Origin of the sequence: Carnobacterium sp. FSL E2-0243, from assembly GCF_038003605.1 — a bacterium.
Lineage (GTDB): Bacteria > Bacillota > Bacilli > Lactobacillales > Carnobacteriaceae > Carnobacterium > Carnobacterium maltaromaticum.
Genome location: NZ_JBBOPM010000001.1, coordinates 2540773 through 2565170 on the forward strand (window position 1 = coordinate 2540773; position 24398 = coordinate 2565170).

General features: G+C 32.6%; 19 protein-coding genes and 4 pseudogenes. 11 read left to right on the forward strand and 12 right to left on the reverse strand.

The genetic code is table 11. The annotated features are described in order from the left end of the window. Positions 1-538: 538 nt before the first annotated feature. Together MHI00_RS12125 and MHI00_RS12130 are read left to right on the forward strand one after the other, a co-directional pair. A pseudogene (locus tag MHI00_RS12125) lies at positions 539-703 on the forward strand (antirestriction protein ArdA); the annotation flags it as partial. Between the two features lie 74 nt (positions 704-777). Beyond that, positions 778-1284, forward strand: a complete 507-nt coding sequence (locus MHI00_RS12130; RefSeq protein ID WP_341113928.1) for a hypothetical protein — start codon at positions 778-780, stop codon at positions 1282-1284. Positions 1285-1377: 93 nt separating this feature from the next. Here the strand turns inward: MHI00_RS12130 and MHI00_RS12135 are convergent, their stop codons facing one another. Then, positions 1378-2403 carry a hypothetical protein gene (locus tag MHI00_RS12135; RefSeq protein WP_341113929.1) on the reverse strand — a complete coding sequence of 342 codons (1026 nt, stop codon included), beginning with the start codon at positions 2401-2403 and terminating at the stop codon, positions 1378-1380. 62 nt (positions 2404-2465) lie between these two features. Here MHI00_RS12135 and MHI00_RS12140 point away from each other — a divergent pair. Both MHI00_RS12140 and MHI00_RS12145 read left to right on the forward strand, forming a co-directional pair. After that, positions 2466-2678 (forward strand): annotated as a pseudogene (locus tag MHI00_RS12140) (TcpE family conjugal transfer membrane protein); the annotation flags it as partial. A 50-nt stretch (positions 2679-2728) separates the two neighbouring features. Further along, positions 2729-2917 (forward strand): annotated as a pseudogene (locus MHI00_RS12145) (hypothetical protein); the annotation flags it as partial. A 388-nt stretch (positions 2918-3305) separates the two neighbouring features. On the opposite strand, the gene MHI00_RS12150 reads toward MHI00_RS12145, so the two are convergent. The 4 genes from MHI00_RS12150 to MHI00_RS12165 all read right to left on the reverse strand — a co-directional run bounded on the left by MHI00_RS12150 (position 3306) and on the right by MHI00_RS12165 (position 7224). Then, a complete protein-coding gene (locus MHI00_RS12150) occupies positions 3306-3857 on the reverse strand; it encodes a hypothetical protein (protein WP_341113932.1) in 552 nt (183 codons plus the stop codon). Positions 3858-3983: 126 nt separating this feature from the next. Continuing rightward, entirely contained in the window at positions 3984-5402 is a 1419-nt protein-coding gene (locus MHI00_RS12155) for an LA2681 family HEPN domain-containing protein (protein WP_010051100.1), read from the reverse strand. 29 nt (positions 5403-5431) lie between these two features. Further along, on the reverse strand, positions 5432-6625 hold the full coding sequence (locus MHI00_RS12160) for an ATP-binding protein (RefSeq protein WP_341113936.1): 1194 nt from the start codon (positions 6623-6625) through the stop codon (positions 5432-5434). 410 nt (positions 6626-7035) lie between these two features. Next, positions 7036-7224, reverse strand: a complete 189-nt coding sequence (locus tag MHI00_RS12165; protein WP_010051095.1) for a hypothetical protein — start codon at positions 7222-7224, stop codon at positions 7036-7038. Between the two features lie 179 nt (positions 7225-7403). Here MHI00_RS12165 and MHI00_RS12170 point away from each other — a divergent pair, with 179 nt between their 5' ends. The 4 genes from MHI00_RS12170 to MHI00_RS12185 all read left to right on the forward strand — a co-directional run bounded on the left by MHI00_RS12170 (position 7404) and on the right by MHI00_RS12185 (position 9377). Next, the gene (locus tag MHI00_RS12170; protein WP_010051093.1) at positions 7404-7835 is read left to right on the forward strand and encodes a MarR family transcriptional regulator; all 432 of its coding nucleotides are present in this window, start codon (positions 7404-7406) and stop codon (positions 7833-7835) included. Then, positions 7828-8526, forward strand: coding sequence for an excinuclease ATPase (locus MHI00_RS12175; protein WP_341113939.1), 699 nt, complete (start codon positions 7828-7830; stop codon positions 8524-8526). The genes MHI00_RS12170 and MHI00_RS12175 overlap by 8 nt, the downstream gene beginning before the upstream one ends. Positions 8527-8626: 100 nt before the next feature. Next, entirely contained in the window at positions 8627-9028 is a 402-nt protein-coding gene (locus MHI00_RS12180; protein ID WP_341113941.1) for a hypothetical protein, read from the forward strand. Beyond that, entirely contained in the window at positions 9003-9377 is a 375-nt protein-coding gene (locus tag MHI00_RS12185; protein ID WP_341113943.1) for an ATP-binding cassette domain-containing protein, read from the forward strand. The genes MHI00_RS12180 and MHI00_RS12185 overlap by 26 nt, the downstream gene beginning before the upstream one ends. A 357-nt stretch (positions 9378-9734) precedes the next feature. On the opposite strand, the gene MHI00_RS12190 is transcribed toward MHI00_RS12185, so the two are convergent. Continuing rightward, on the reverse strand, positions 9735-10505 hold the full coding sequence (locus MHI00_RS12190) for an HNH endonuclease (RefSeq protein ID WP_341113945.1): 771 nt from the start codon (positions 10503-10505) through the stop codon (positions 9735-9737). Positions 10506-11162: 657 nt separating this feature from the next. On the opposite strand from MHI00_RS12190, the gene MHI00_RS12195 reads away from it, so the two are divergent. Continuing rightward, positions 11163-11693 (forward strand): transposase, encoded by a 531-nt coding sequence (locus tag MHI00_RS12195; protein ID WP_341115155.1) that lies wholly within the window; start codon positions 11163-11165, stop codon positions 11691-11693. Between the two features lie 857 nt (positions 11694-12550). Here the strand turns inward: MHI00_RS12195 and MHI00_RS12200 are convergent. Then, a complete protein-coding gene (locus MHI00_RS12200) occupies positions 12551-15049 on the reverse strand; it encodes a TIR domain-containing protein (RefSeq protein WP_341113949.1) in 2499 nt (832 codons plus the stop codon). Between the two features lie 1523 nt (positions 15050-16572). On the opposite strand from MHI00_RS12200, the pseudogene MHI00_RS12205 reads away from it, so the two are divergent. Further along, positions 16573-17715: pseudogene (locus MHI00_RS12205) on the forward strand (tyrosine-type recombinase/integrase). A gap of 94 nt (positions 17716-17809) precedes the next feature. On the opposite strand, the gene sufB reads toward MHI00_RS12205, so the two are convergent. The 5 genes from sufB to sufC are packed head-to-tail and all read right to left on the reverse strand — an operon-like array spanning position 17810 to position 23018. Then, entirely contained in the window at positions 17810-19222 is a 1413-nt protein-coding gene (gene sufB / locus MHI00_RS12210; RefSeq protein ID WP_010051029.1) for a Fe-S cluster assembly protein SufB, read from the reverse strand. Positions 19223-19256: 34 nt separating this feature from the next. Further along, a complete protein-coding gene (sufU, locus tag MHI00_RS12215; protein WP_015075829.1) occupies positions 19257-19724 on the reverse strand; it encodes a Fe-S cluster assembly sulfur transfer protein SufU in 468 nt (155 codons plus the stop codon). Then, a complete protein-coding gene (locus MHI00_RS12220; protein ID WP_445662554.1) occupies positions 19711-20949 on the reverse strand; it encodes a cysteine desulfurase in 1239 nt (412 codons plus the stop codon). The genes sufU and MHI00_RS12220 overlap by 14 nt, the downstream gene beginning before the upstream one ends. Continuing rightward, on the reverse strand, positions 20946-22232 hold the full coding sequence (sufD, locus tag MHI00_RS12225; protein ID WP_015075827.1) for a Fe-S cluster assembly protein SufD: 1287 nt from the start codon (positions 22230-22232) through the stop codon (positions 20946-20948). Before sufD ends, MHI00_RS12220 begins: the two co-directional genes overlap by 4 nt. Before the next feature lie 12 nt (positions 22233-22244). Then, positions 22245-23018, reverse strand: a complete 774-nt coding sequence (gene sufC, locus MHI00_RS12230) for a Fe-S cluster assembly ATPase SufC (protein ID WP_010051023.1) — start codon at positions 23016-23018, stop codon at positions 22245-22247. A gap of 352 nt (positions 23019-23370) precedes the next feature. On the opposite strand from sufC, the gene MHI00_RS12235 reads away from it, so the two are divergent. Then, positions 23371-24096 (forward strand): gamma-glutamyl-gamma-aminobutyrate hydrolase family protein, encoded by a 726-nt coding sequence (locus MHI00_RS12235; RefSeq protein ID WP_317912434.1) that lies wholly within the window; start codon positions 23371-23373, stop codon positions 24094-24096. The last annotated feature ends 302 nt before the right edge of the window (positions 24097-24398 follow it).

Sequence of the window (24398 nt, forward strand, 5' to 3'; positions counted from 1 at the left end):
TATCTAACTTATGAACCTACTTTAGCATTAAAAGAAAACGTTGTCAAACATTTTTTTAGTTTACTTAAAATTCAAAAAAGATAGCTACTAATTACAATAAAGCACAGTCGTCAAAAACAACTACTTTATAACAGGAGCTACCATTATTATATTTTATTACTTGAATCAGGAGCAAGTATCAAGGAAGTACAAAAACGCTTGGGACATAAATACGTTAAAATAACGATCGACATTTAAGCTTATAGTTCTCCAGAGAAAGTAAAAGAAATTGACGAAAGATTCCCATCGTATGTTACTTTTTAACAACACAAAAAATCTCTAAGTATTGATATACCAATACTTAGAGATTTTGTTCAAAGGTTACCCCACAGACCCTCCCAGGAGACTGATTGGAGTTTCCGTAGGTCTCAATGTGCTCTATAGGTTGTTATAACAGTATTTCAGATTTTTCACGGATACTGTTTAATCCTGTTATTTTTTGCCAATTGTAGTTAGTTTTGATGTTAGTTTGGGGCTGTTTTACAAAAGGACAAATGATATGGGGGAAGTAGCCCAATATTATGTTGAAGAAACTGGGATGCTGGGGGAGGTGCCAAGTAACTTGCAAAATTAAATTGATTATGATGCTTTGGGACGTGATATGGAAATTGAAGGGAATTTCCTTGAGACTTCACATGGGATATTTGAATATTTAGGCCAGTAAAACCATATAAGTATTTACATTAAAAAGTTTTTTGTTTATGCTTAACTTAATTAACTTTTTATTGGAGGAACAATATGGGCGAGACAATTATACAATTTTTTCTTTCTGGGACAGCATTAGCATTTATGTTTTCCTGTGTTTATGTTACCCTTACAATCGATGTAAGGAAGTCATTATTACTTGGAGACGATGTCTATTTTAAAAATTTCCTAGGAATTCTATTTATTGGATTCACTATTGTGTTTTTTATGGGATATCAATTAAAAAGAAGTCCTGCTGATTCATTTTTAAATATATACTATCTTTTGGGTACCTTAATTAGCTTTGTAAGCCTGATGATTATCATGTATTTTGGTGCAAAGCGCTATATATTAAATAGAGAATGCCCAATTATCCAGATAGATGACAAAATTTGTTGCATAACTAACATTCGAAATAACACTTTATTAGGCCATTATTTTAAAGAAGGGAAGCAAATAAATATTTGCAGGCCCTATGACTTACTCTATAAGTATACTGATATATACTACATGACTGAAAAAGATTTCAATAACCAGTACAGAGAAGGAACAGTGAACTAAGGCTAACCTTTTTTAGATTAAAAGATTTTAACGGAAAAGAAGTTAAGCTATTTGATAACTTTCCATAAAATCTTTGACTATATGCCAATTTATTTACCAGCGTTTAGTAAATAAATTGGCTTTTGGTTTACTATTTCTTTGCCCAATAGATTCCTCATTTTCTTGAAAAATAATTCGTGAAAGATAAGCAAAATTTAATGACGTAAGAATTGATAAATATGCAGCCCCGATAATATGTACTTGTAAAATAGAGGCTTTTACTGGCTCAATATTATTAGCAGACTCTTCATTGATAAATACTAATTCTGGAATTTTTAGAATAGTAGATTGTCCATACGCTATTACAAATGAAAAAAACTCAACGATTTCTTTGTAACCCGTATTAATAAATATATTTGTATTGTTTACTCCATATTCTAAAATGTACAATGCATAGCCAAAGGCAAAATAAGACATAAAAAGAATTCCTGTAGATAATAATAGAGTATAGAGTAATTTGATTAATTTAGGCTTAATAACAACATTCGATATATTAATTGCAAATACTAATGTAACTATCATGAAATATACTGAAAGAATTAACATAGGCAACGCTATTATCTCATCATCAATAACAACTAGAAATAAAAAGGTATAAGCAAAACCCATCAAAGGAAAAATTATAAGATACCCAATACTCCCCCTAGGATCTCTTTTTACAAAGTTCATTAATTTATCATAAGCAATATAACTAAAAATAGTGAGACTAATCAATATCAGTGAAAAATTAACCCAAGGCGATATATTTATCAATTTCAGTAAAATTATTAAACAAGTAGCTAAAAAAATTAATTTTGAATTTGTTGTTTCTAGATTGAATGATTCTTGAATTTTTGACTTTATTCTTTCTAGGTGTTTTTTTAGTACCCTTCTCTGTATTTTTCTTTTTATCTCCTTTATTTCTTCAGAATAAAATTTTTCGTAAAATTCTCTTCTTTCCATTACCGGAGATTTAATTTTTTCTCCATGTAGTCGTCCCGTTATCCATTTTTTGTACCAGTTATTTTCGTATGCTTTATGTAAGTTAATAACAATAAACGTCATAAACACACCCCAAATTAAAATATCAATTATATTCATGAAACCAACCCTCTCAAATTCATTTTCTATCATTACTATTATACCAAGTAAGGTATGAAAATATGAAAAAAGTTAAAAGCTACACCAGCATTTGGAACGTAGAAAAAGTAATCTACGCTATCAATGATCTACAGCTCCCCTTCCCCGTCACTTTCACCCAAATGACTTCGTTCGTCCTATCCCTATTCACAGTAATGATGCTTTCCAATCTTCCTCCTCTATCACTCATAGAGGGGGCTTTTTTAAAGTATCTAGGCATCCCTGTTTTCATCACATGATTTATGTCACAAAAAACATTTGATGGTAAGAACCCTTATGGCTTCCTAAAATCATGAATGAAGACAGAGAAAGCTTTGTTTCTTATCTAACTATCCAATCTATTGTCAGTTAATTTGATTTCCCCAGTTCAGTAATTCTCTATTATCATCAACAACAATTTGCTTTCCCAATTGATACCTCCATGAATATTGAAATCGTTACCAAAAAAACACTAGAAACATTGATAAATCAACGTTTCTAGTACTGAAAAGGATTTCACCCCACACTACCTTCCAGCAGAAAGTTAGCTTTTTCTGATTGCTCTACGGGGCTCTAAACGTTGATATAACAGCATTCTGTTTTTCTAGTGAATACTGTTGTATCCCGTTAATTTTTGCTAATTATAGTTAGTTATGAACTATTTCAATATGTTACTATGGATATTTTTGAAAATTTTAGTAAGAAAATATATGCGAGCTAGAATGAATACTAATATAATTAGTTATTCAAAAGAAATCCTTTTCAGTTAAATTCTCATTTTTAATAGAAATTTAATACCATTTTTAGGTAACATATGACAATTATATCATCTATGATGATGTATCAGTTTGAAGTAAACTTCTAAATATAAAAGTATTTTTCACTCAAATTTTATTATGCTTCTTCAAATAATCGGGTAAAGTTAAAATTTCCAGATTATTATCAGATGTTTTATCTACAATAAAGTATTGATTTTTCCCATTAGGAGTATTATTAGCAATTTCATACGCTTTAACAAATGCTTGTATATACTTTTCAACCTCTTCAGTTGAAAGTTCTTGTTCAATTGAAGCTATTATTTCCCCAGCATCCATTTTAATTTTTATCACAGCATTTACTGACTCAGCAGCTCTATGAGCACGTACAATTTTACCATTACTATTCTTAATTTTATTCACAATGCTAACTAAACTAGTTTTTAAAATATCATAGGCTACTGGCATGAGTAATCCACCAACTAACATGTTGAATAAATTATTATTCAGTATGATTTCCATACCCTCAAAAATAGAATTTTGAATGCCTCTTTGTTCCAAGTAAAATATTTTCATATTATTTTTTTCAAATTTTTGTTCTAGTTCTTTTTTCTCTTCTGAAGTAAAGTAAATAAAACTATTTATCAAAATCACTCCATTAGAATTTAATAGTTCTTCCATAATTACTGTAACCTCCTTCTATTTTATATTAAACAATTCTAAAATTTTGTATCTTTTTTGACTATCAATCACACTTATGAATTAGGTTAAATTTAAATCGTCGTTAACATATTAGTATGCTTCACCTTAAAATAATTGATAACTAAGATATGTTAAATTAATATCCCTCTTTCCAGATTTTTTATCAATTAATTTACTATCGATATCTAATAAACCAATTATTGAAAGAATCATATTTCTAACTAATTGCATTAACCTCAATGTTTTTGATTCTAACAATTGAGGATCTATAAAATAAAGTTCTGAATTTTCATTAAAAGAAAAAGCTTTATGTTCCAAATAGTTTCGATAGTCTGATAATTCTTGAGCATCTGGTAACAAAAAATTTCTTAATTCTAAATCATTTTCGTCCCTATATTCTTTCCTCATCCAATAAAGATTAAAAAGAAAAGTATTTTTATGATCCAGTAATTTGTATCCTTCAGAATTTATACAGTTCCAAATACTGTTCATGTTAACTCTTCGCTCATTATTATTTGGTGGAATTAGTTCGAAATGCTTATACAAGAAAAACGATACCTTATCAAAAAAAGAAAATGAGGAACAAAAAATGTTTGCTAATCTGTAATAATTCTCATCGTCGTCGTTTATATTTTTATAAAAATCTTCTCTCAATGAGACGAAATTGTTTATCATATTATTAAGTATCTCCTTAGATGTTTCGGGTACTTTTCTCTCTGAACAAAAGTCATCAATATTTATATCAAATTTGGCTTCTTCAAAACTCCAATAATCATTTAAAAAATTTAAATACAAGATATTCTTTACAGACCAGGTTTCATAGCTTTCTTCTTTGTAATCAATTGACGATAATAGATTTAAGGGACTGTACTGTGGATCTTTACCTTGAGTAAGGCTAGTTAAATAAGATTTTTTTAAAGTATCATATCGTAACATACTTGTTAAAAATAACCTTTCTCCGTTTTCTACCTCAGATATGTCAATTGCCCAGTACTCATCGTGTATATAGTTGAACACTTTGTCTTGTTCATTATAACCAATGAATGGTGAATGTTTTTCTAAACAAAATGCTCGATTACCTCTAGCCATTGAAAAGTTATAATCAAGTAATAGTGCTTTGTTAAAATAGTGTAAGGCATCAATCGTTCTGTAATGGTTGCTTAGCTCATTTCCTAAGTTCACGTAACACCTTTTCATTATTTCATCAATGAATGATTCATCGTATCCCAAAGTATCTAGATTATTTTCAAAAATCTTTATTCCTTGTAAGTAACAGTATATCGAATAGTAGTAATCATTTGCATTTCTAAATATATACTGAATATACTCCTCATGTTTCAAATCAATATTTTTTTCATGATGTTCTGAAAAGAACAAACCTAAATTATAGAGAAAAGCAATCTCTTCTGCCGAACTATTAAAAAAATACGCTTCTTTTTTATATTGTTCAAATTGCTTTTTCAAAAACTCTATTTCGTCTGATCTATTATACATTTCTTCATAGTTAACCTGTATCTTTTCCATCTGTACACCACCCTAACAAAGTTAATTGATTACTCTGCCAATAACCAATCTGCAATATAAATAATTGGAATACCGTCTATTTGCTCCACATCATGATATCTACCCGTTACCACTATTTTTTTATAATTATCTTTGATATTTAAAAGGTTATCCGTTTCATGTGTATTATTTGGTAATTCGTATGCCACTTGTACGTAAAGAGTCTCATCTAGTTTTCTAGCAACAAAATCGATTTCTTTACTATCAAGTCTGCCAACATCTACCGTGTACCCTCTTCTCTTTAATTCTATAAAAACAATATTTTCTAAACGATTACTGTAATTACCATCTTTTCTACCAACAGCATTTCTACGTAATCCAGAGTCTACAATAAAATATTTCCCATTAGTTCTAAGGTATTCTCGTCCACGAATATCATATTGTTTGGCTCGATAAAATAAATAGCCATTCTCAAGCAAATCTAAATAACGATTTACAGTATGAACCGTTGTATCAACACCTTCATTTTTTAAAGTATTTACAATTTTTGATGCATTAACTAACTGACCCACATTATCTGACAAAAAGCGAATGATTGATTTTAAGGCTGTAGGATCTTTTACACCTGCTCTTAACGCAACATCATTTAAAACGATTGTATCAAAAATTCCAGATAAAATAGTATCTTTAATGGATTCTTCTGCAATGACAACACTAGGAAATCCACCATATTTTTCATATTCCACATAAGCACCATCTACTTTACGAGAATCTGCTTCAATGCCTTTTATGCTTAAAAATTCATGAAAAGAGAATGGATAAATTGGAATTTCAATATACCGTCCACTTAAAAGTGTCGCTAGCTCCCCTGAAAGCATATTTGCATTTGATCCTGTAATGATGATGTCACTATCGAAACTAACTCGAATACCATTAACAACTCGCTGCCAACCTTCCACAACTTGAATTTCATCAAACAACAAATAAATTTTTTCATTATCTTTTGGGATCAATTCGTTCAATTTTTCACGAAATTTTTCTTCAGTTGTAATTGTCTGATAGTCAAAGCTTTCAAAATTCATGTAAATGATGTGATCCTCAGGTACATTTTCTTGTAGTAAGTATTCCTTAAAAAGCATTAATAAGACTGACTTTCCAGAACGGCGTACTCCTGTAATAACCTTTATGAAGTCAGAATCTTTAAATTGGATAAGTTGCTTAAGGTAAGTAGGTCTTTGAAACATCTCTATCACTCCTTTGAAGTAAACTTCTATTCAATGTTAATTTTAACATTATTTGAAGTTAACTTCAAATTTTATGTTTAATGATTTTCCCTACATTTTTATGTGAATTTCTAAAATTAATTTGATAAATAAAAAAGCCCATTCTACTTATAAATAGACTTTTTAACCACTTGATTCTTTGGTTCATTATTATACACAAACCAAATCTTCCGTTTAAAAGAAATTAATTTCAAAACTATTATATTTTTTTCAGTACTAGCTAAAAATACTAAACCATCCCATTCTACCACTTCAGCACTGACCAAGGGATGTTGAATACTTAAAGGTTTCTTCAAAACCTCTATTCCATTTGCAAATGGACAACCATATTATAAAACTTCTTTTTGATTTAATTAGGCATAAATTACCTGCTAAATTTTATTTTTCGGTTTTCTTTTTTTGGAACTCTCCGTTTTAAGTGCAGTTAAGAATAATAACATTATTCCTAAACCTGCCACTATTTCGTTATCTATCATTAATAAACCCACAGGGATGCCTATCAATAAATAGAGAACTATCCGTAAAATTAAATTTTCCTGTATAATTTCCTTGATTTTCATTTTTATTACTCCTTTCTTATACTACACGCTAGTTATCATAATTTTAACATAACTATATGTTTAATAATAGATAAATAATTATTATCATTTAATTGCTTAACCCACAAACAGACTTACTCGAAATTTAATTGCAAATAAGATATAGTTTCTATATAGAAATTATATCCGAGGTGAAAAGTATGACTTTATTAACAAATGCACTCATCGATTTGCAGTGTGAACTTGTCGCGGAAAGAAATATGAAAAATCCACAAAATATTAGTTGGCTTCAATATGATATTTTGCACCACTTATCTTTAAAAGAAGAGCAGTTGCCTTCTGAAATTAGTATCGTCCTTGGTATTAGCCGTACCAAACTTTCTAAAGCTTTAAAAGAACTCAAATTAACAGGATATATTATCCAAAAACCAAGTGAAAAAGATGGACGTGAACTCATAACAAGTCTATCTGATAGTGGCAAACAATTTCTTCAAACTATCAATTTAGGGCATCAACAACTTTCACAATTAGCAGACAGCATATTTACAGAAGAAGAAAAGATAAAGTTTGCACAACTCTCAAGCAAATTTTCTAATGCACTTAAAGAAGAAAGGACGGGCTTTCATGAGTGATTTTATTACTATAAAAGGTGCACGAACAAATAACCTTAAAAATATCTCACTAACTATTCCTAAACACAAAATAACCGTTGCAACTGGTGTTTCAGGTTCAGGAAAATCCTCATTAATCTTTGACACTTTAGCAGCCGAGTCCCAACGCTTGCTAAATGATACCTACTCTAGCTATATTCAACAATTGCTGCCTCATTATGCTCAACCTGTTGTGGATGAAATTGAAAACTTACCTGTCTCTATTGTCATTAATCAGAAAAAAATTGGTGGGAATGCCCGCTCAACAGTTGGCACAGTGACGGATATTTATACTAGTTTAAGGTTGTTATTTTCAAGAATTGCTGAGCCTTTTATCGGCTACTCCATGGTTTACTCATTTAATAATCCTCAAGGCATGTGTCCACTATGTAAAGGCTTAGGCGAGTCAAAAGAAATTGATTTAGACCATTTAATCAACTTTGATAAATCACTGAATGAAGGTGCCATCAATTTTCCGACTTTTCAACCAGGTGGCTGGCGTTTAACTAGATATACTGAAACAGGAAACTTTGATAATGATAAAAAAATTAATGACTTTACAACAAATGAACGCGAATTTCTTTTTGTACAATACTGGAAGTGCTCCTATTCACCCAACGGAACAATGGCCAAAAACATCCACTTATATTGGGGTTATTCCCAGAATTACTAAAAGTTTTATCGAAAAAGAAGATCCTAAATATGCGTCTCAGCTTAACACAATCCTGCACGTGGAAGATTGCCCTGAATGCCTTGGTACAAGAGTCAATGATTTGGTTCGTTCTGCCAAAATAGACGGAAAATCGATTGCAGATTGCGTGATGATGCCTATTTCTGACTTAATTTCCTTTGTCAACCAAATAGATTCCCCTAGTGTTGAAATTGTTCTTAAAGATTTAATCAAAAAATTAGAAAGCTTAATGACTGTCGGATTAAGCTATTTATTTCTCAATCGTCCGACTTCAACTCTTTCAGGTGGCGAATCCCAACGAATCAAAATGACCAAGCATTTAACTAGCGCCCTTGCAGATGTCTTGTACATTTTCGATGAGCCTAGTGTTGGTCTTCATCCAGAAGATATTCTAGGCATGACAACAATCATTGAAGGCTTAAAAAGGGAAAGGCTATATAAAATTGGACTTGACTTATATGGGCGATGTAGAGCAACCTTGTGAGAAATGTCATGGGAAAAGATATAATGAAGAAGCGTTATCTGTAAGCTCGCATGCTAGGTCTATTTATGATATTTTGCAGTTAATAATTGGGGAAGCCGTTGATTTATTTGATGATCCATCATTAAAAGAAGCTATTCAAAATTTAATTGACGTTAATTTAGGCTATGTAAAATTGGGACAGTCTTTAGATACATTTTCAGGTGGAGAGCTTCAACGATTAAAAATTGTTAAAATAATTCATCAAACTACGGATAATTTACTGATATTAGATGAACCTAGCACGGGACTACATGAAGCTGATGTGCTGAACTTGCTATCTTTGTTCAAAAAACTTCTGAAAAAAAAATAAAACTTTAATTGTATTAGAGCATAACCTGCAAATTATTAGCCAAGCGCAATGGATTATTGATATGGGCTTAGGCGGAGGAAATTTAGGAGGTAATGTGCTTTTTCAAGGGTATCCAATTGATTTATTGGAAGCCACTGGTTCTTATACTGCAGAACACTTGCAGGGGTATTTGAATTAGTGAACTATGAATAATAAAAATTAAACTCATTTCTTAAAAAGCATCCTCAACATTTTCCAATGTTAGGATGCTTTTTTTTAATAGACTTTAAATATAGATATATCAGGATTCGACTTTTATTCTTTATTATACTAAATTTAGATTCCTATCAAGAAATAAAAAATAAATACACTTAAAATTTAAAATCGTTCTGTTGCTTGTTTTATTAGCATTTTCAACTCGTTTATAGTTAAAATTTCTTTTCTCCTATGAACTATCCTGTGGCAATTTGAACATAATGGAACTAAATCAGTATCTGGATTAACAATAACTTCTTCTTTGATACTGCTTAAAGGTTTGGTATGGTGAATTTCTATATAATCTTCCCCATATTCTCCATACATTTCTAAAAAACTAAATCTACATCCTAAACATCTTGTCCCATGTATTTCAATAGCTTTCTTTCTCAGTTTTTGATTACGCTCGTAACAATAAGTATATAAACCTATTCGCTTTCCTTCTTTATAAACAATACTTTGAAAATCTTTCCCTACACTTTCAATTACTTCATCAATATTAATATACTCTTCAAAAAGAGACGTAATCTCTGGTTTGAGACGATGTGGTCCTTGAGGAGGTCTAATACCAATCTCACTCAATTCATCTATTCTTACAGGCTCATTCATTTTCTTTATCAATCTCAATGTCATATAGCGACCATAATTCTTATATGTTGAACCTTCCATGACGAATGAGCTATCATCAATAGTAGATTCTTTTTTATTTACACTTATAACCTCACAATAATATTTTACAGCCTGTACTGGCTTACTTATATAAATATAAACCTTATCTCCTATTTCAGCATATTTTATAGGATTACTTTGCTTCCAATCAATCTCAGATATTTCTTGAAAAACCCCTTCTACATCATACTTTAAAGGATTACATGGAATTAACCAATTAGTCATTAAGATTAAGACCCACCTTTCTTAAATAATTAGATTATCAAATTAAATAGCTAAAAATACTTACTAATGTCATTATAGCAAACTTGTCGACGCTAAACTAATTGATTTCACTAAATAATTCACTGTATTATCAAAAAATTTCTAAATAAAAAAGCTACAAACATTTATTTAACAATGTTTAGGTTGTATAATTTTTGGTGTGGATGAAGAGATTCTTCATTCACATCTATTTTTGTATAAAAAATAGATGTGAATTTTTCCAATAGAATAAAGTCGGCCAAAACCACTCTGAAAGGAAAATTCATATGTCCCTTACCCATTGTATCCGAACTCTAATTGATTTAAAAGATAAAAATATCTCGTTTCCAGAAAATTATTGTGAGGAGCGTGTAATTAAAGGAAGAAGAACAAAACTTATTTATGCCACACTCACCTATAAACCCGCTTGTTGTAAACGTTGTGGTTGTTTAAATACTCAGTTTTCCATTGTTAAAGATGGCTTTCTCACATCGAAAATAAAAATGGAGATTACCAAGAATTATTTCATTTCCAATCGAGTGAAACAATCTGTTGCCTTTGAGCTAGAAGATAACAGCTCAAGAAAAAACATTGCGAAACGTCATTTTATTTAGTGATACAACTGTCCTCAGAGTACTTGTGGCGTGTGGGAAAACCTGTTTAAATGGGTTCGATTCATTACCTTTCCATCTTTGTTTTGACGAATTTAAAACGGTGAAACGATTGGAGGAAAAAATGAGTTTTATTTACTATGACGCCATAACGCATGGTCTTATTGACATTCTTCCAGATCGAAAACTAATTACCTTGAGAGCTCACTTTCTTCATTATTCATTAAAGGAACGTTCAATGGTTCAATCTATTGTGGTGGATATGAATGCAGGTTATTTTACACTCGCCAAAGAACTCATTCCTAATCCGAAGATCATCATTGACCGATTTCATTTGGTTCAATTACTCACTATCGCTTTAAATAAAACCCGGATTCGGCTTATGAACCAATTTAAACGGTGGAAACCAGAAGAAGCGAAGGACTATAGAAAGCTGAAACGGTATTGGAAATTACATTTAGAAGACTCTCAGAAAGTAAATTATACAGACTATCAGTATCACCGACTCTTTAGAAAAATCATGCCCATTCTGAAATTTCCGACTATTTACTTTCCTTAAATTTCACCTTAAAAGCAACCTATAACTGTTATCAAGACCTACTTTATGCATAAATCAAAACAATAGTAACTTACTAGAGTCTATTCTTTCCAGCCCCCAAGAACAGATATCTGACTATATGTCGACTGCACTACGAACCCTGAGAAAACATGAAGAGAGGATAAAAAAACATTTCAAAGTAAGCTATCAAATGGTCCATCGGAAGGGAGTATCAATAAAAAAAGTGATCAAACGTACAGCCTATGGCTACTGAATCTTCCTCAATTATAAGTAAAGAAAAAACGATCTGAACCACAATCAGTTCAGATCGTCTAAGACTTTAGTCAATCACTCATCTACAGCATTTGACAATAACCTTTATCCACATCATTTGACAAACAACCCTGATATTTCTACACTTAGAGCTTGTGTTCAATGACTATCCCACAGAACCTTTTTTTATTTCCAATCAATTATTGATAGTCAGAGGGGCTTGATATCAATGGTTATAACTTATCAACTTTGAAACATTCAACATCAGGTAGTTACAACCAAATAGCATTTGATATGCATTTAGTATTTTGACGTTTTTGAGGAGCTATTTCAAAAATCAAATATCCTCATTGCATACTAAAATATCGAGATATTCGATTGATTTAAAATAAAAAATTCCTCTATGGAATTCTATATCCTTCCACTCCAATAGCAATTCAGTTTATTTTACTAGTAAATTTTTATTTTAATTCGATTTCTAGCCATTTAAAATGGTTTTAGTATAACACCATTCCTCAGCCTATAATATAAACTTCAGTTGTGCTATCCATATCTTCTTACCTCTAATGTATCGTTTTAGAAATTATTATTATCCGTCAATTTTTTTAAAGAATTACCATTTTATCTATTCTAGCTAGAAGTATTTGTTTGCTATTTTCAGGTAAATAAGATGATTTGGCAATACTTCGTGCATTTGAAATATTACCGATTTTAGCTTGATATAGAGCTTGACATTTTTTGAATTCTCTGAAATATTTACTCCGTGAGTTTTTTATATTATTCTCAATTGCTTTTATTATTTCCCCTAATTTATCTATATCATTAGCCTTTTCATAAATATCAAACTGACACAACAGTACATACATATTATCAGGAGAATCTTCGTTCGCCTCTTCAACATATTTTTTTGCCATTTCAATATCTTCTTCAATATATAAATAATACTTTGCATACATTATTAAATACATATTTTTAGCTTTTTCAGATTCAATTTTATTCATATCTTCCAACAATTGGTTCATAATATTTTTCTTTTCAGTATTACTCATCTTCAAATTTCTCATTGATGACAGCGCTTGAAAATACGCTTGTATATGATATTCATTAGATCTGTTTTCTTCATAGTTTTCTCTTGCTAATTCATATGCTTTATCATATTCATCTAAACTATTATAAACTGTTACTAACTCTCTTTTTGCTCTCGAAAATCTTGGCCTCTCATTCAAAGCCTTATTTAATCTATCCGCAGCTTCTTCATCTTTTCCAACATGTCTATAATAAAAGCCAAATAAAAAATTATGCTCCGCCCCGGAAATAAATTGGACCTCTGATTTAAATCTATCATCCTTCATTCTTGCGAGTGAGGAACATAAAAAATATCTGATTTCTCTTATAATATGATTATCCATAAATTCTTCTTGTTCCAAAATAGCATCTGCTAATTTAATAACTTCCAAATCACTATTTCTTCTATCATACAGTTCCTTCATTGATTTCAAATAATGAGACGGAATAAGCATATGAGTATTTAAATCTTCCCCCAATATTAAACTCTCTTTTAGAGAGAAAAACACATCTGCAACATCTCTACCTTCGTCATTTTCCTCATAATTAACAACAAAATCTTTTACATGATTTTGTATACCTTTTTTAAATTTTTTAGTTAACGGAATTCTCTGTCTTGATACATAATTTTTTATTGCTGAGTTTAAAACTAAGTACTCACCATTACTTCCTATATTGTCGCATATCCCTTGTGCAAAAAAATCATTTAAAAGTGCAAGATATTTTACATCTTCTCCTATAATATCTTTAAGCATATCTGAACTAACAAAATCAAATAGAGCTATTAGTGATAATAAAGATTTCGCTTCCTCATTATCATCATATATTGAGATAACTCTTGATACTTTTCTATCCGAATAATCACTAATAAGTTCAGTTTTACCTTTAATGTATCCAACTCCATTTTCCTTGATAACATCACATGTATAAACAATTTCTTCTGGTAATCCCGAAAAAAATGAAGAAATATAATTCATATCAGAAAGTTCTAATTGAAGGTTAATCAATTTAGAATATCTCTTCAAGAGCCCTTTTCTCTCACTTAGTGAAAGCTCCGGAACATGAAGAGAATATATATAGTCTTTATCAAATAAAGACTTAACATTAGTTCTATATTTACTCACTACGCACATATAGATATCTGAGCTTCTATTCGAGATAGCTTTATTTACTTCTAAAAACCATTTACTAATCTCTCTAATAGGAGATACAATAGCACCATCATCTATAATCAGCAGTATATCTTTTGCATCATTAATTTCTATTAGCATTTGGACAGCTAAATCAATCTTCTCTACTTGTTTCATTGTCATCAAATTAAAAATACTTATATCCACACTTGATATACCGAAATCATTAATTAGTAATATAAAATCCTCAATGCTCTGATGTGCATCTAACTTGATAGTTGGAAGTGAATAACTTTCTGAAATAAAATTTAGCTTAGTCAATCCTTTTTTTAGAAAAGTCCTTCTCCCCATACTATACATACCCGTGGCAATTAACGTATTAGGTGCAGACTTATCAAATGAGTCCAATCTTATTTCTAATTCCTGCATCATGTCATTTCTACCAACAAATAATTGCTGTATTTCTTTTAACTTAGGATTTTTTTCCCATGATATCTCTGTCATTCTGCTAATTATTTTTCTCGCTGCAACTGAAGGTTTACTTACTAGTCTCAAATTATATTGCTTTCTCATCCAATCTGGAATACGAGAATCTTCATGTGTAATTTGAGCATCAATAATAATAGGGTAAATTTTGTTCAAGTATCCACTTTTTTGCAACTCTTTCGCTTCAAATATTTCCTTTCTTACCCATGGCGATTCTAATGCCTCGTCAGAAATAAACAATACAAACAAATCAGTTTTTTCTAACCATGACGTTATCAATTCATCATTTTTCAAACCCTCTTCAAATGTTTCTTCATCATAAACAAATCTTTCTTTCCCTCTATCTGCCTGTAATTTCTTTACTACGGGTCTTAAATAACTTTCTTTTTGTTTACTGCTATGTGACAAAAAAACTCTTTTCATAATATTCCCCTCCTAATTTTATTTTTTTAATATTTTCTCAATATAACCTACTTATTTAATCAGAATATCATCGGGCGCTACTACCAATATTTTTTATGCTCTTTAATTGTTCCAATTTAATATAATGTTTTCTACTCTCAATATTTACCAATGTTTCTCTAATAATCTTAACATTATTCAATTGCAAAAAAATAACTAACTCAGTTTGTCCCATCCCTTTTTTATAAGAATACGTCGTATATTACAATCAATAATATTTTCTTCTCTCAAGTTTAACACACCTTTGGGACTAAAATAAGTCCTATTTCTCTTAATTTTAGAGAAATAACATGTTACAATGGGACTAATAACAGTCCACTTAGAACGTGGTATATAAATTGTTGGATTCATTAAAATACTTAGTTGAGTTAATTACAAAAAAAATTACTTTAAAGTTCATAATATCAGTATTATAGCAAGTTTATTAAACTTTACTAATATCTTTTTAGGAACGTTTTTTCTGTGTTTCTTTTTATTTAGTATTTTTCATCTACTACTACGATTCTCTAAAAATTATCTAGTCACCGTCATATTTTTTTTGCATTTTTTATAGGTGTTTTTATTTTGAACGACCTCACTAGAAATAGTGTGCTTTCAAAAATAACTACGGATAACCTAATTATTGGTCTTTTACTTTTCTCTATTATGTATGATGTCTATATTTTTATTCTACCTCAAATCTGCCTAATATACCTCTTAACTCATAGAATTATAATCTACTAAGTAATATTTTTACAATCATTTTATTTTTATTTTTTCAAAAAAATAAATAAGCCATTACTAAAAATTATTAGGTCTTCATTCGACATTGTTTCTAGTTGTAAATTATATAATTTTTCTATAGCAAAATCTATGATATTCTCTTCCTGTTCTTTTGATTTTTCCATAAAATCGATGATATATATATAATCATTTCTTATCTCTTTAAACACTCGCCCAGCAATATAGTTTTCGGTATTTTCATTCCTTTATTTTCTAACATTTTCACTAGCTGTTCTGTGTCTTTTAAATTTAAATGATTACTCGTAAAATTAAATCTTAATTTCGCTAATCTCTTAAACTCCTTATTTATAATTTTGCAAATCTTATTTTGATTACTTTTAATTATTTTTATATCTATATCCCTATAAAATTTGTCTGAATGTACTCTGCGAGCTAAGCTATTAATGGTTCTAATGTCAAATTTTCAATATAACAACAAAAGTCTCCTGTTTTCAAATGAATCCCCAATGGTAGTTTGACTCCAAGTCCCTTCAATGCGATGAATTGTTTCTCCCATCCGATTCAAAAATTCATAATAGAAATTATTAAGTTCTTGCTCTTTAATAAGCCCATCAAAATATAGATCAACCTAATGGAGGTGTTTAAGATGGAGCGATACTGAACGTAACATCTTAAAGCAAGCAGAAGCTAAAACCTAGATTTACTTCAAATATTGCTCCCAATAGACTATATCTATTGACCAATATCTAGGAGGAAAACAAATGGTAAAAGTAACAAAGTACAAAAAAATAACGGTCAAATAGCTTGGATGTTCAAAGGACATGTAGCCACAGATCCAAGGACTGGTCAGAAAGTAAATACTACACGTAGAGGCTTTAAAACTAGACAAGAAGCTCAACAAGCACATGACGAGCTAGCATAACAGATAAGATATGGAACTAAAAAAAAGCTAGCGACATGACTTTTGAAGATTTATATGAAGAGTTGATTGATTTCCAACATTCAAGTGTAAAAAAATCTACTATATCTATCAATGTTAGATATGCTAAGAACCAAATACTACCAGCATTTGGAAAGATGAAAATCACTGATATTACTGTTTCCTATTGTCAAAAAATGGTGAACAATTGGCATAAAAAGTATAAAACTTATGACACTATGAGAAAACAAACAGCTCAAATTTTAAGCTATGGCATTTCTCAGGAATATATTGAAAATGTCATGAGAAGTACCCTGCTTCCTCGTAGAAAGGAGCATGAAGAACAACGCAAGTTCTATACTAAAGAAGAATTAAAGACCTTACTAGATTCTTTCAAAAACTTTGGTAACACTAAACAGTATGCTTTTTTTAGATTGGTAGCATACACAGGTATGAGAAAAAGCGAAGCTTTAGCCTTACAATGGAAAGATATTGATGTTTTTAACAAGGAACTACATGTTAACAAAACTGTAGCTATAGATGAACATAAGAAAAGAACATCATACTTCAAACACCTAAAACAAAAGCATCAAAAAGAACTATATCACTTGATACTGAAACATTGGCAATCTTAAACGATTGGAGAATATAACAAAGAACAGACTATCTTAAGTTAGGTTATAATACTAGCTCAGATAACCAACATGTTTTTACAAGCCTTAAGAACACCTTGTACGTTCCAAATACCGTGAACGATTGGTTAAGATATATCATAAAAAAATATAAATTGTCTCGTATTACTCCGCACGGGTTCAGACATACTCATGCTAGCTTATTACTAGAAGCAGGGGAATCTATCAAGGTGGTTCAACATCGGTTAGGGCATGAAAATAGTAAAGTCACATTGGATATTTATGTTCATATCACAAACAATGCGCCTAAGAAGACTGGTCAGGACTTTGCTGATATGATGGCTAATCAGTAAATAAGCTGGTCAAAAGCTGGTCATTTTTAATATTCAGGCAAACAAAAAAGCTAGAAACATTGATATATCAACGATTCTAGCTCGTATTTAAAAATCAACCCACACTACCTTCCATTTCATATTGAATCAAGCGATTCAATTCAACGGCGTATTCCATTGGCAATTCTTTTGTAAATGGCTCGACAAAGCCCATAATAATCATTTCAGTCGCTTCTTGCTCACTCAACCCACGACTCATTAAATAGTAAAGTTGTTCTTCCGAAATCTTCGAAACTTTCGCTTCATGCTCCAAAGAAACATTACTGTTATGAATTTCGTTAAATGGAATCGTATCGGATTTCGATAAATCATCCATAATAATCGTGTCACACTCAATATGGGAAATCGATCCTTCTGATTTCCGACCGAAGGTAACTTGTCCACGATAGTTCACTTCGCCACCGTCTTTAGCAATCGATTTTGAAACAATCGAGCTTGAAGTATTTGGTGCGTTATGAATCATCTTAGCGCCTGTATCTTGGTTTTGACCTTCGCTAGCGAAAGCGATTGATAACATCGTACCGCGAGCGCCACGGCCGTCTAGGAAGATACTTGGGTACTTCATTGTAACTTTTGCTCCTAAGTTGCCATCGATCCATTCCATTGTTGCGCCTTCTAATGCTTTGGCACGTTTGGTTACTAGGTTATAGACGTTGTCTGACCAGTTTTGAATGGTTGTGTAACGGCAATAGGCATCTTTTTTAACAAAGATTTCTACAATCGCAGCATGCAAACTATTGGTTGAATAGGTTGGTGCTGTACAGCCTTCAACATAATGAACGCTTGCGCCTTCGTCTACGATGATTAAGGTACGTTCAAATTGACCCATGTTTTCTGCATTGATTCGGAAATAGGTTTGCAATGGTACGTCACAACGGACACCTTTTGGTACATAGATAAAGGTACCACCCGACCAAACTGCTGAATTTAATGCGGCTAGTTTGTTATCTGTTGGCGGAACTAGTTTAGAGAAGTATTCTTTAAATAGTTCTGGGTATTCTTTTAAGGCTGAATCGGTATCGGTAAAGACGATGCCTAGTTTTGAAAACTCGTCTTTCATATTGTGGTAAACCACTTCTGATTCGTATTGGGCAGAAGCACCGGCTAGGTATTTACGCTCGGCTTCTGGGATTCCAATGCGTTCAAAGGTTTCTTTGATTTTATCTGGGACATCTTCCCAATCACGTGCTGCTCCACCACTTGATTTTTTGTAGTAGGTTAAGGCATCGTAATCGATATCAGATAAATCGGGTCCCCATGTTTGCATCGGCATTTTGTTGAATTGTTCTAATGATTTTAAACGGAAATCTAACATCCATTCTGGTTCTTCTTTGACCCGGGAAATTTCACGGACGACTTCTTCACTTAAGCCTGAACCGGTTGTAAATACCGATTCTACGTCGTCATGAAAACCATATTGGTATTCGTCTAACTCGGGTACTCCACTTACTTCTGGTATTTCACTCATGTTAGATCGCTCCTTCTCTCTATTTTTTAAGATTTTAGTGGCTCGCTAAATGGCCATCAATTCCTGTATTTGTTCCTTCGATTAACGCTTTTTCTAAAGCTTTCCAACCTAATGTCGCACACTTAATACGAGCTGGGAATTTGGCTACACCACTTAAAATCTGGGCGTCGCCTAAACTATCAGGGTTGGTTAGCTCTTTGCCTTGAACGAGTAATGAAAATTCTTCGGATAAGGCTAAGGCTTCTTTGACTGGTTTTCCAATCACTGCATCGGTCATCATACTGGCACTGGCTGTACTAATGGTGCAACCACTGCCAGAAAAGCGAATGTCTTTGACGGTTTCGTCTTCGACTAACAGTTGAATTTGAATCACATCGCCACAAGTGGGATTGTTTAATTCAATTTGGTTCGTAGACTGATCTAAGACGCCATGATGATGCGGGTGACTGGAATGATCCAAAATGACTTGTCTGTATAAATTATCTAATCTAGATAGCGCCATGACTGAAAAACTCCTTCGTCGCCAAAAGGGCTGCAATGAAGCGGTCCGCATCGGCTTTGGTATTATAGAAATAAAAACTAGCTCTAGCTGTCGAGTTGACCTTTAAATAGTTCATTAAAGGTTGCGCACAATGATGTCCGGCTCGAACAGCAACGCCTTCCATATCCATTGCTGTTGCTAAATCGTGAGGATGCACACCTTCTAAGTTGAAGGTAATAACTCCTGTGCGAATGGCTGGATCAGTTGGTCCATAGATAGTAATGCCAGGGATTGCCATTAATTTAGGCAAAACATAGGCCACCAATTCTTGTTCATACTGATGAATTGCAGGTAAACCAACTTGATTTAAATAGTCAACAGCTGCTCCTAATCCAATGGCGCCAGCAATATTCGGAGTGCCTGCTTCAAATTTCCAAGGCAGTTCTTTCCATGTGCTGTCGTTTTGGTAGACGAAATCAATCATCTCACCGCCAAATTCGATTGGCTCCATTTTTTCTAATAGGTGGCGTTTGCCGTATAAAATCCCGATTCCGGTTGGTCCCAGCATTTTATGTCCGCTAAAGGCATAGAAATCAGCGTCTAAGTCTACGACGTCAACGTCCATATGGGGAACAGATTGTGCTCCATCAACAACGATAACGGCTCCGACTTGATGTGCTAGTTCAACTAATTCTTTGATTGGGTTGACTACGCCTAAAACGTTGGATACGTGAGCAATGGCTACGATTTTCGTTTTTTCGGTAATTTGTTTTTTAGCACTTGTCATATCTAACTGTCCATCTGGGGTTAAGTCGATATATTTTAGTGTCGCTTTTTTTTGTTTGGCTAATTGTTGCCAAGGAATGATGTTTGAGTGATGTTCCATATAGGAAATCACAATTTCATCGCTTTCTGTTATGTTTGCTTCTCCGTAACTTCTAGCAACCCAGTTTAGACTGGTGGTTGTGCCCCGCGTAAAGAGTATCTCAGCTGTTTCGCTAGCTTTGATCAAATGGCGCACTTTTTCTCTGGCAGCTTCGTATTTTGCTGTTGCGCGTTCTGCTAGGGTATGCACCCCGCGATGAACGTTGGCATTATCAAAATGATAGTAGTCTGAAAGAGCATCTAAAACGGCTTGAGGCTTTTGACTTGTAGCGGCATTATCCAAATACACAAGAGGTTCATCGTTGACTTCTTGAAATAGAATCGGAAAATCTTTCTTCAAGGCTTCAGCATCAAGAATCATAAGCTTAGCTTCCTTTCGATAACTTCTACTAGTTCGTCACGCACGGCTTTGATTGGAATTGCAGCGATTACGGAACCTAGGAAACCACGAATTACTAAACGTTCTGCATCTTGTTTACGCAAACCACGACTCATTAGATAGTACATTTCTTCTGGATCAACACGTCCAACACTGGCTGCATGTCCTGCTGTTACATCATTTTCATCGATTAATAAAATTGGGTTGGCATCGCCACGAGCTTTATCAGACAACATTAGGACACGACTTTCTTGTTGTGCATCTGCGCCTTTTGCTCCTTTGATAATATGTCCAATTCCGTTAAAGGTTAGGGTTGATTTATCTCTGATTACACCGTGTTGTAAAATATGTCCAATTGAATGACGGCCATAGTTAGTAACACGCGTATCAATTCCTTGAACTTGTTTGCCCATACTGATGGCAACAATTTTGACTTCACTGTGACTGCCTTCTCCGATTAAATCAGAATCGAAATCAGCGACAACATCACCGGTATTCATAACACCTAGTGCCCAGTTAATCGTTGAATCTTTTAGCAAATGGCCACGACGGTTAAAGTAAGTCGTTGTGTTTTCACCTAATTGATCAACAGCTGAAAATTTAACTTTTGAACCTGGCTTGGTAATGACTTCAACAACGATATTCGCTGTGTTTTTTTCATTTCCAATTGTTTGATATTTTTCAACGTAACTAAATTCGCTGTTTGTATCTGCTAAAATTAGAACGTGCTTGACGAAGTTTTCTTTGATTTGGCTATTTTGAACAAATAACGCTTCTAAGGGCTCTTCAATCACGACATTTTTTGGCACATACAAGAAGATTCCACTATTCATAAAGGCTGCATGGAAAGCTGTTAATTTATCTTCATCTGGTTTAACGGCTAATTGCATATAGGCTTCTTTAACTAATTCTGGATGCTCTGTTAAAGCAGTAAAGATATCGGTAAAGATTACGCCTTTTTCAATCAGTTCCATTGGCAATTGTTCTAAAGCCGTGTGGCGTCCAATTTGTACAATTTTTGGTGCATCATTATCAACTTCTAAGAAATCATCAGCAAGCATTAATGCTTCTGTTTCAAGGTTAATTTCAGGTGTTTCTAGTAAAGGCCAACGGTTGATTTTAACACGCTCAAAGAACGGTAAATCTAGTTCGGCGATTTTATTTAACATAGTTATACGTAAGTCTAACATCCATTCTGGCTCAGCATGACTTAATGAAAAATCACGTAAGGCATCAAGATGGTCTGTAAATTTTGTCTCTTTCATCTTGAATCCTCCTTAGTCTTCATCTAATTCAATGTCAATCCCTAATTCATCACGAATGCCTTTGTAGCCTTCTGCTTCTAGGCGTTTTGCTAATTCAGCTCCACCTGTTTTAACAATAACTCCGTTCATCATTACGTGAACGATATCTGGAGTTACATAGTTTAATAGGCGTTGGTAATGGGTAATAATTAATGAACCAAAGTTGTCGCCACGCATAGCATTCACGCCTTTTGATACAACTTTAAGGGCATCGATATCTAATCCTGAATCGATTTCATCTAAAATAGCAAAAGTTGGTTCAATCATCATTAATTGTAAAATTTCATTCCGTTTTTTCTCTCCACCAGAAAAGCCTTCGTTTAAATAACGTTCAGCCATTTCTTCTGGCATATCTAAAACATCCATTTTGCTATCTAATTTTTTAATAAAGTCCATTACTGACATCTTATCGTCTTCTCCGCGACGCGCATTGATTGCGGCACGCATAAATTCAGCGTTGGTAATTCCGGCAATTTCACTTGGGTATTGCATTGCTAAGAAAAGGCCAGCACGAGCACGCTCGTCAACTTCCATTTCTAACACATTTTCGCCATCTAATAAAATTTCACCTTGGGTAACTTCGTAACTTGGGTGTCCCATAATTGCTGCAGATAAAGTTGATTTACCTGTTCCATTTGGTCCCATAATTGCATGAATTTCACCTGTATTCATGACTAAATTGACACCTTTTAATATTTCTTTGTCTTCTATAGAGACATGTAGATCTTTTACTTCTAAAACTGCCATTTTATTTTCCCCTTTGCTCTCTTTTATTTACACAACTAAATGTGTGATTTTTACGATTTAAATTTTATGACCTTCCTTTATTTTAGCCCAACTGAGAATCTTTCGCAATGAATTAAGCTAATTTAACCTAAATAAATCGCGAAAAATGGCATTTTTGATTACTTCTTTAGAATTCTTATCAATTAAGTGCCGTTATTGTTAGGTTTCTTACATCACTTACTTTTTATTAGCTTTTTTTAGTATTCTGTTGTAAAATAAAGCATTGGATAAGAATGACTTTAATTTAAAAGTGAATCTTATTCCTATTAAAAATTTCCTCTTGATAGAGATGATGAAAGCGAGGATATGCAGGATGAAACCAATGATTGGAATTGCAGGAAATAGTTTAACGAAGCATGCGAGTGTTTTTCACGACAATTTTGTCACGTACACACCTCAAGGATTTGTGGACGGTGTCAAAAAAGCGGAAGGCATCCCAATTATCTTCCCAGTTGGAGATCCAGCTGAAGCCAAAGAATACATGGCTAAAGTTGATGGTTTATTATTGGCTGGTGGGCAAGATATTTCGCCGCACTTATATGGTGAGGAACCAAGTATTAAATTGGAAGAAACAGCACCTAAACGTGATGTATTTGAGCTAGCTTTGATTAAGGAAGCTTTTAAACAAAAGAAACCTATTCTAGCTGTTTGCCGTGGGATGCAACTATTAAATGTCGCACAAGGTGGCAATTTGTACCAAGATTTAAGTGCTTATCCGGAATGGACGGTTCAGCATTTACAAGCTAGCCATCCAGAGATTGGAATTCATACGGTTACAATTAATGAACAGAGCCATCTTGGTCAATTAATGGGTAGTAATTACTCCGTTAATTCTTATCACCATCAAGCGGTTAAAACCTTAGCCTCTGATTTTGTGGCGACAGCATGGAGCCCTGATGGACTTGTGGAAGCTTTCGAAGCTAAGGATCAGGATCAAAGCGTTGTAGCTGTGCAGTGGCATCCAGAATTGATGCAAGAAACAGATCCAGTTATGCAACAGTTGTTCACGGATTTAATTCAACGTAGTACAACAAAATAAACAAAAAAAGGAAGATTGGATGATTTTGTCCAGTCTTCCTTTTTTTGCACAATATTCAGCTTATACAAGCCAGCATTCACTTTCTATTTATCATCTGTCTATTTGAAAAGGTTTCATTCAGTTCTTTTCCATATTTTTGTTTCCAAAAACGCTAACCCTATGTTACGGTTCTCTATTATAGTCAATTAAATTTCTTGCTGAAGAAAAGTTAGTTTTTAACCCTGTAATAATTTTTTCGTTTTCAGTAATAGCTAAAAATGCTGTACTATCCCATTCTACAAACTCCACACTTGCTAAAGGAT

Coding starts and splice junctions, on each gene's coding strand:
- MHI00_RS12130 (WP_341113928.1), top strand. CDS start 778: ATGGGCGAGACAATTATACAATTTTTTCTTTCTGGGACAGCATTAGCA.
- MHI00_RS12135 (WP_341113929.1), bottom strand. CDS start 2,403: ATGAATATAATTGATATTTTAATTTGGGGTGTGTTTATGACGTTTATT.
- MHI00_RS12150 (WP_341113932.1), bottom strand. CDS start 3,857: ATGGAAGAACTATTAAATTCTAATGGAGTGATTTTGATAAATAGTTTT.
- MHI00_RS12155 (WP_010051100.1), bottom strand. CDS start 5,402: ATGGAAAAGATACAGGTTAACTATGAAGAAATGTATAATAGATCAGAC.
- MHI00_RS12160 (WP_341113936.1), bottom strand. CDS start 6,625: ATGTTTCAAAGACCTACTTACCTTAAGCAACTTATCCAATTTAAAGAT.
- MHI00_RS12165 (WP_010051095.1), bottom strand. CDS start 7,224: ATGAAAATCAAGGAAATTATACAGGAAAATTTAATTTTACGGATAGTT.
- MHI00_RS12170 (WP_010051093.1), top strand. CDS start 7,404: ATGACTTTATTAACAAATGCACTCATCGATTTGCAGTGTGAACTTGTC.
- MHI00_RS12175 (WP_341113939.1), top strand. CDS start 7,828: ATGAGTGATTTTATTACTATAAAAGGTGCACGAACAAATAACCTTAAA.
- MHI00_RS12185 (WP_341113943.1), top strand. CDS start 9,003: ATGGGCGATGTAGAGCAACCTTGTGAGAAATGTCATGGGAAAAGATAT.
- MHI00_RS12190 (WP_341113945.1), bottom strand. CDS start 10,505: ATGACTAATTGGTTAATTCCATGTAATCCTTTAAAGTATGATGTAGAA.
- MHI00_RS12200 (WP_341113949.1), bottom strand. CDS start 15,049: ATGAAAAGAGTTTTTTTGTCACATAGCAGTAAACAAAAAGAAAGTTAT.
- sufB (WP_010051029.1), bottom strand. CDS start 19,222: ATGAGTGAAATACCAGAAGTAAGTGGAGTACCCGAGTTAGACGAATAC.
- sufU (WP_015075829.1), bottom strand. CDS start 19,724: ATGGCGCTATCTAGATTAGATAATTTATACAGACAAGTCATTTTGGAT.
- MHI00_RS12220 (WP_445662554.1), bottom strand. CDS start 20,949: ATGATTCTTGATGCTGAAGCCTTGAAGAAAGATTTTCCGATTCTATTT.
- sufD (WP_015075827.1), bottom strand. CDS start 22,232: ATGAAAGAGACAAAATTTACAGACCATCTTGATGCCTTACGTGATTTT.
- sufC (WP_010051023.1), bottom strand. CDS start 23,018: ATGGCAGTTTTAGAAGTAAAAGATCTACATGTCTCTATAGAAGACAAA.
- MHI00_RS12235 (WP_317912434.1), top strand. CDS start 23,371: ATGAAACCAATGATTGGAATTGCAGGAAATAGTTTAACGAAGCATGCG.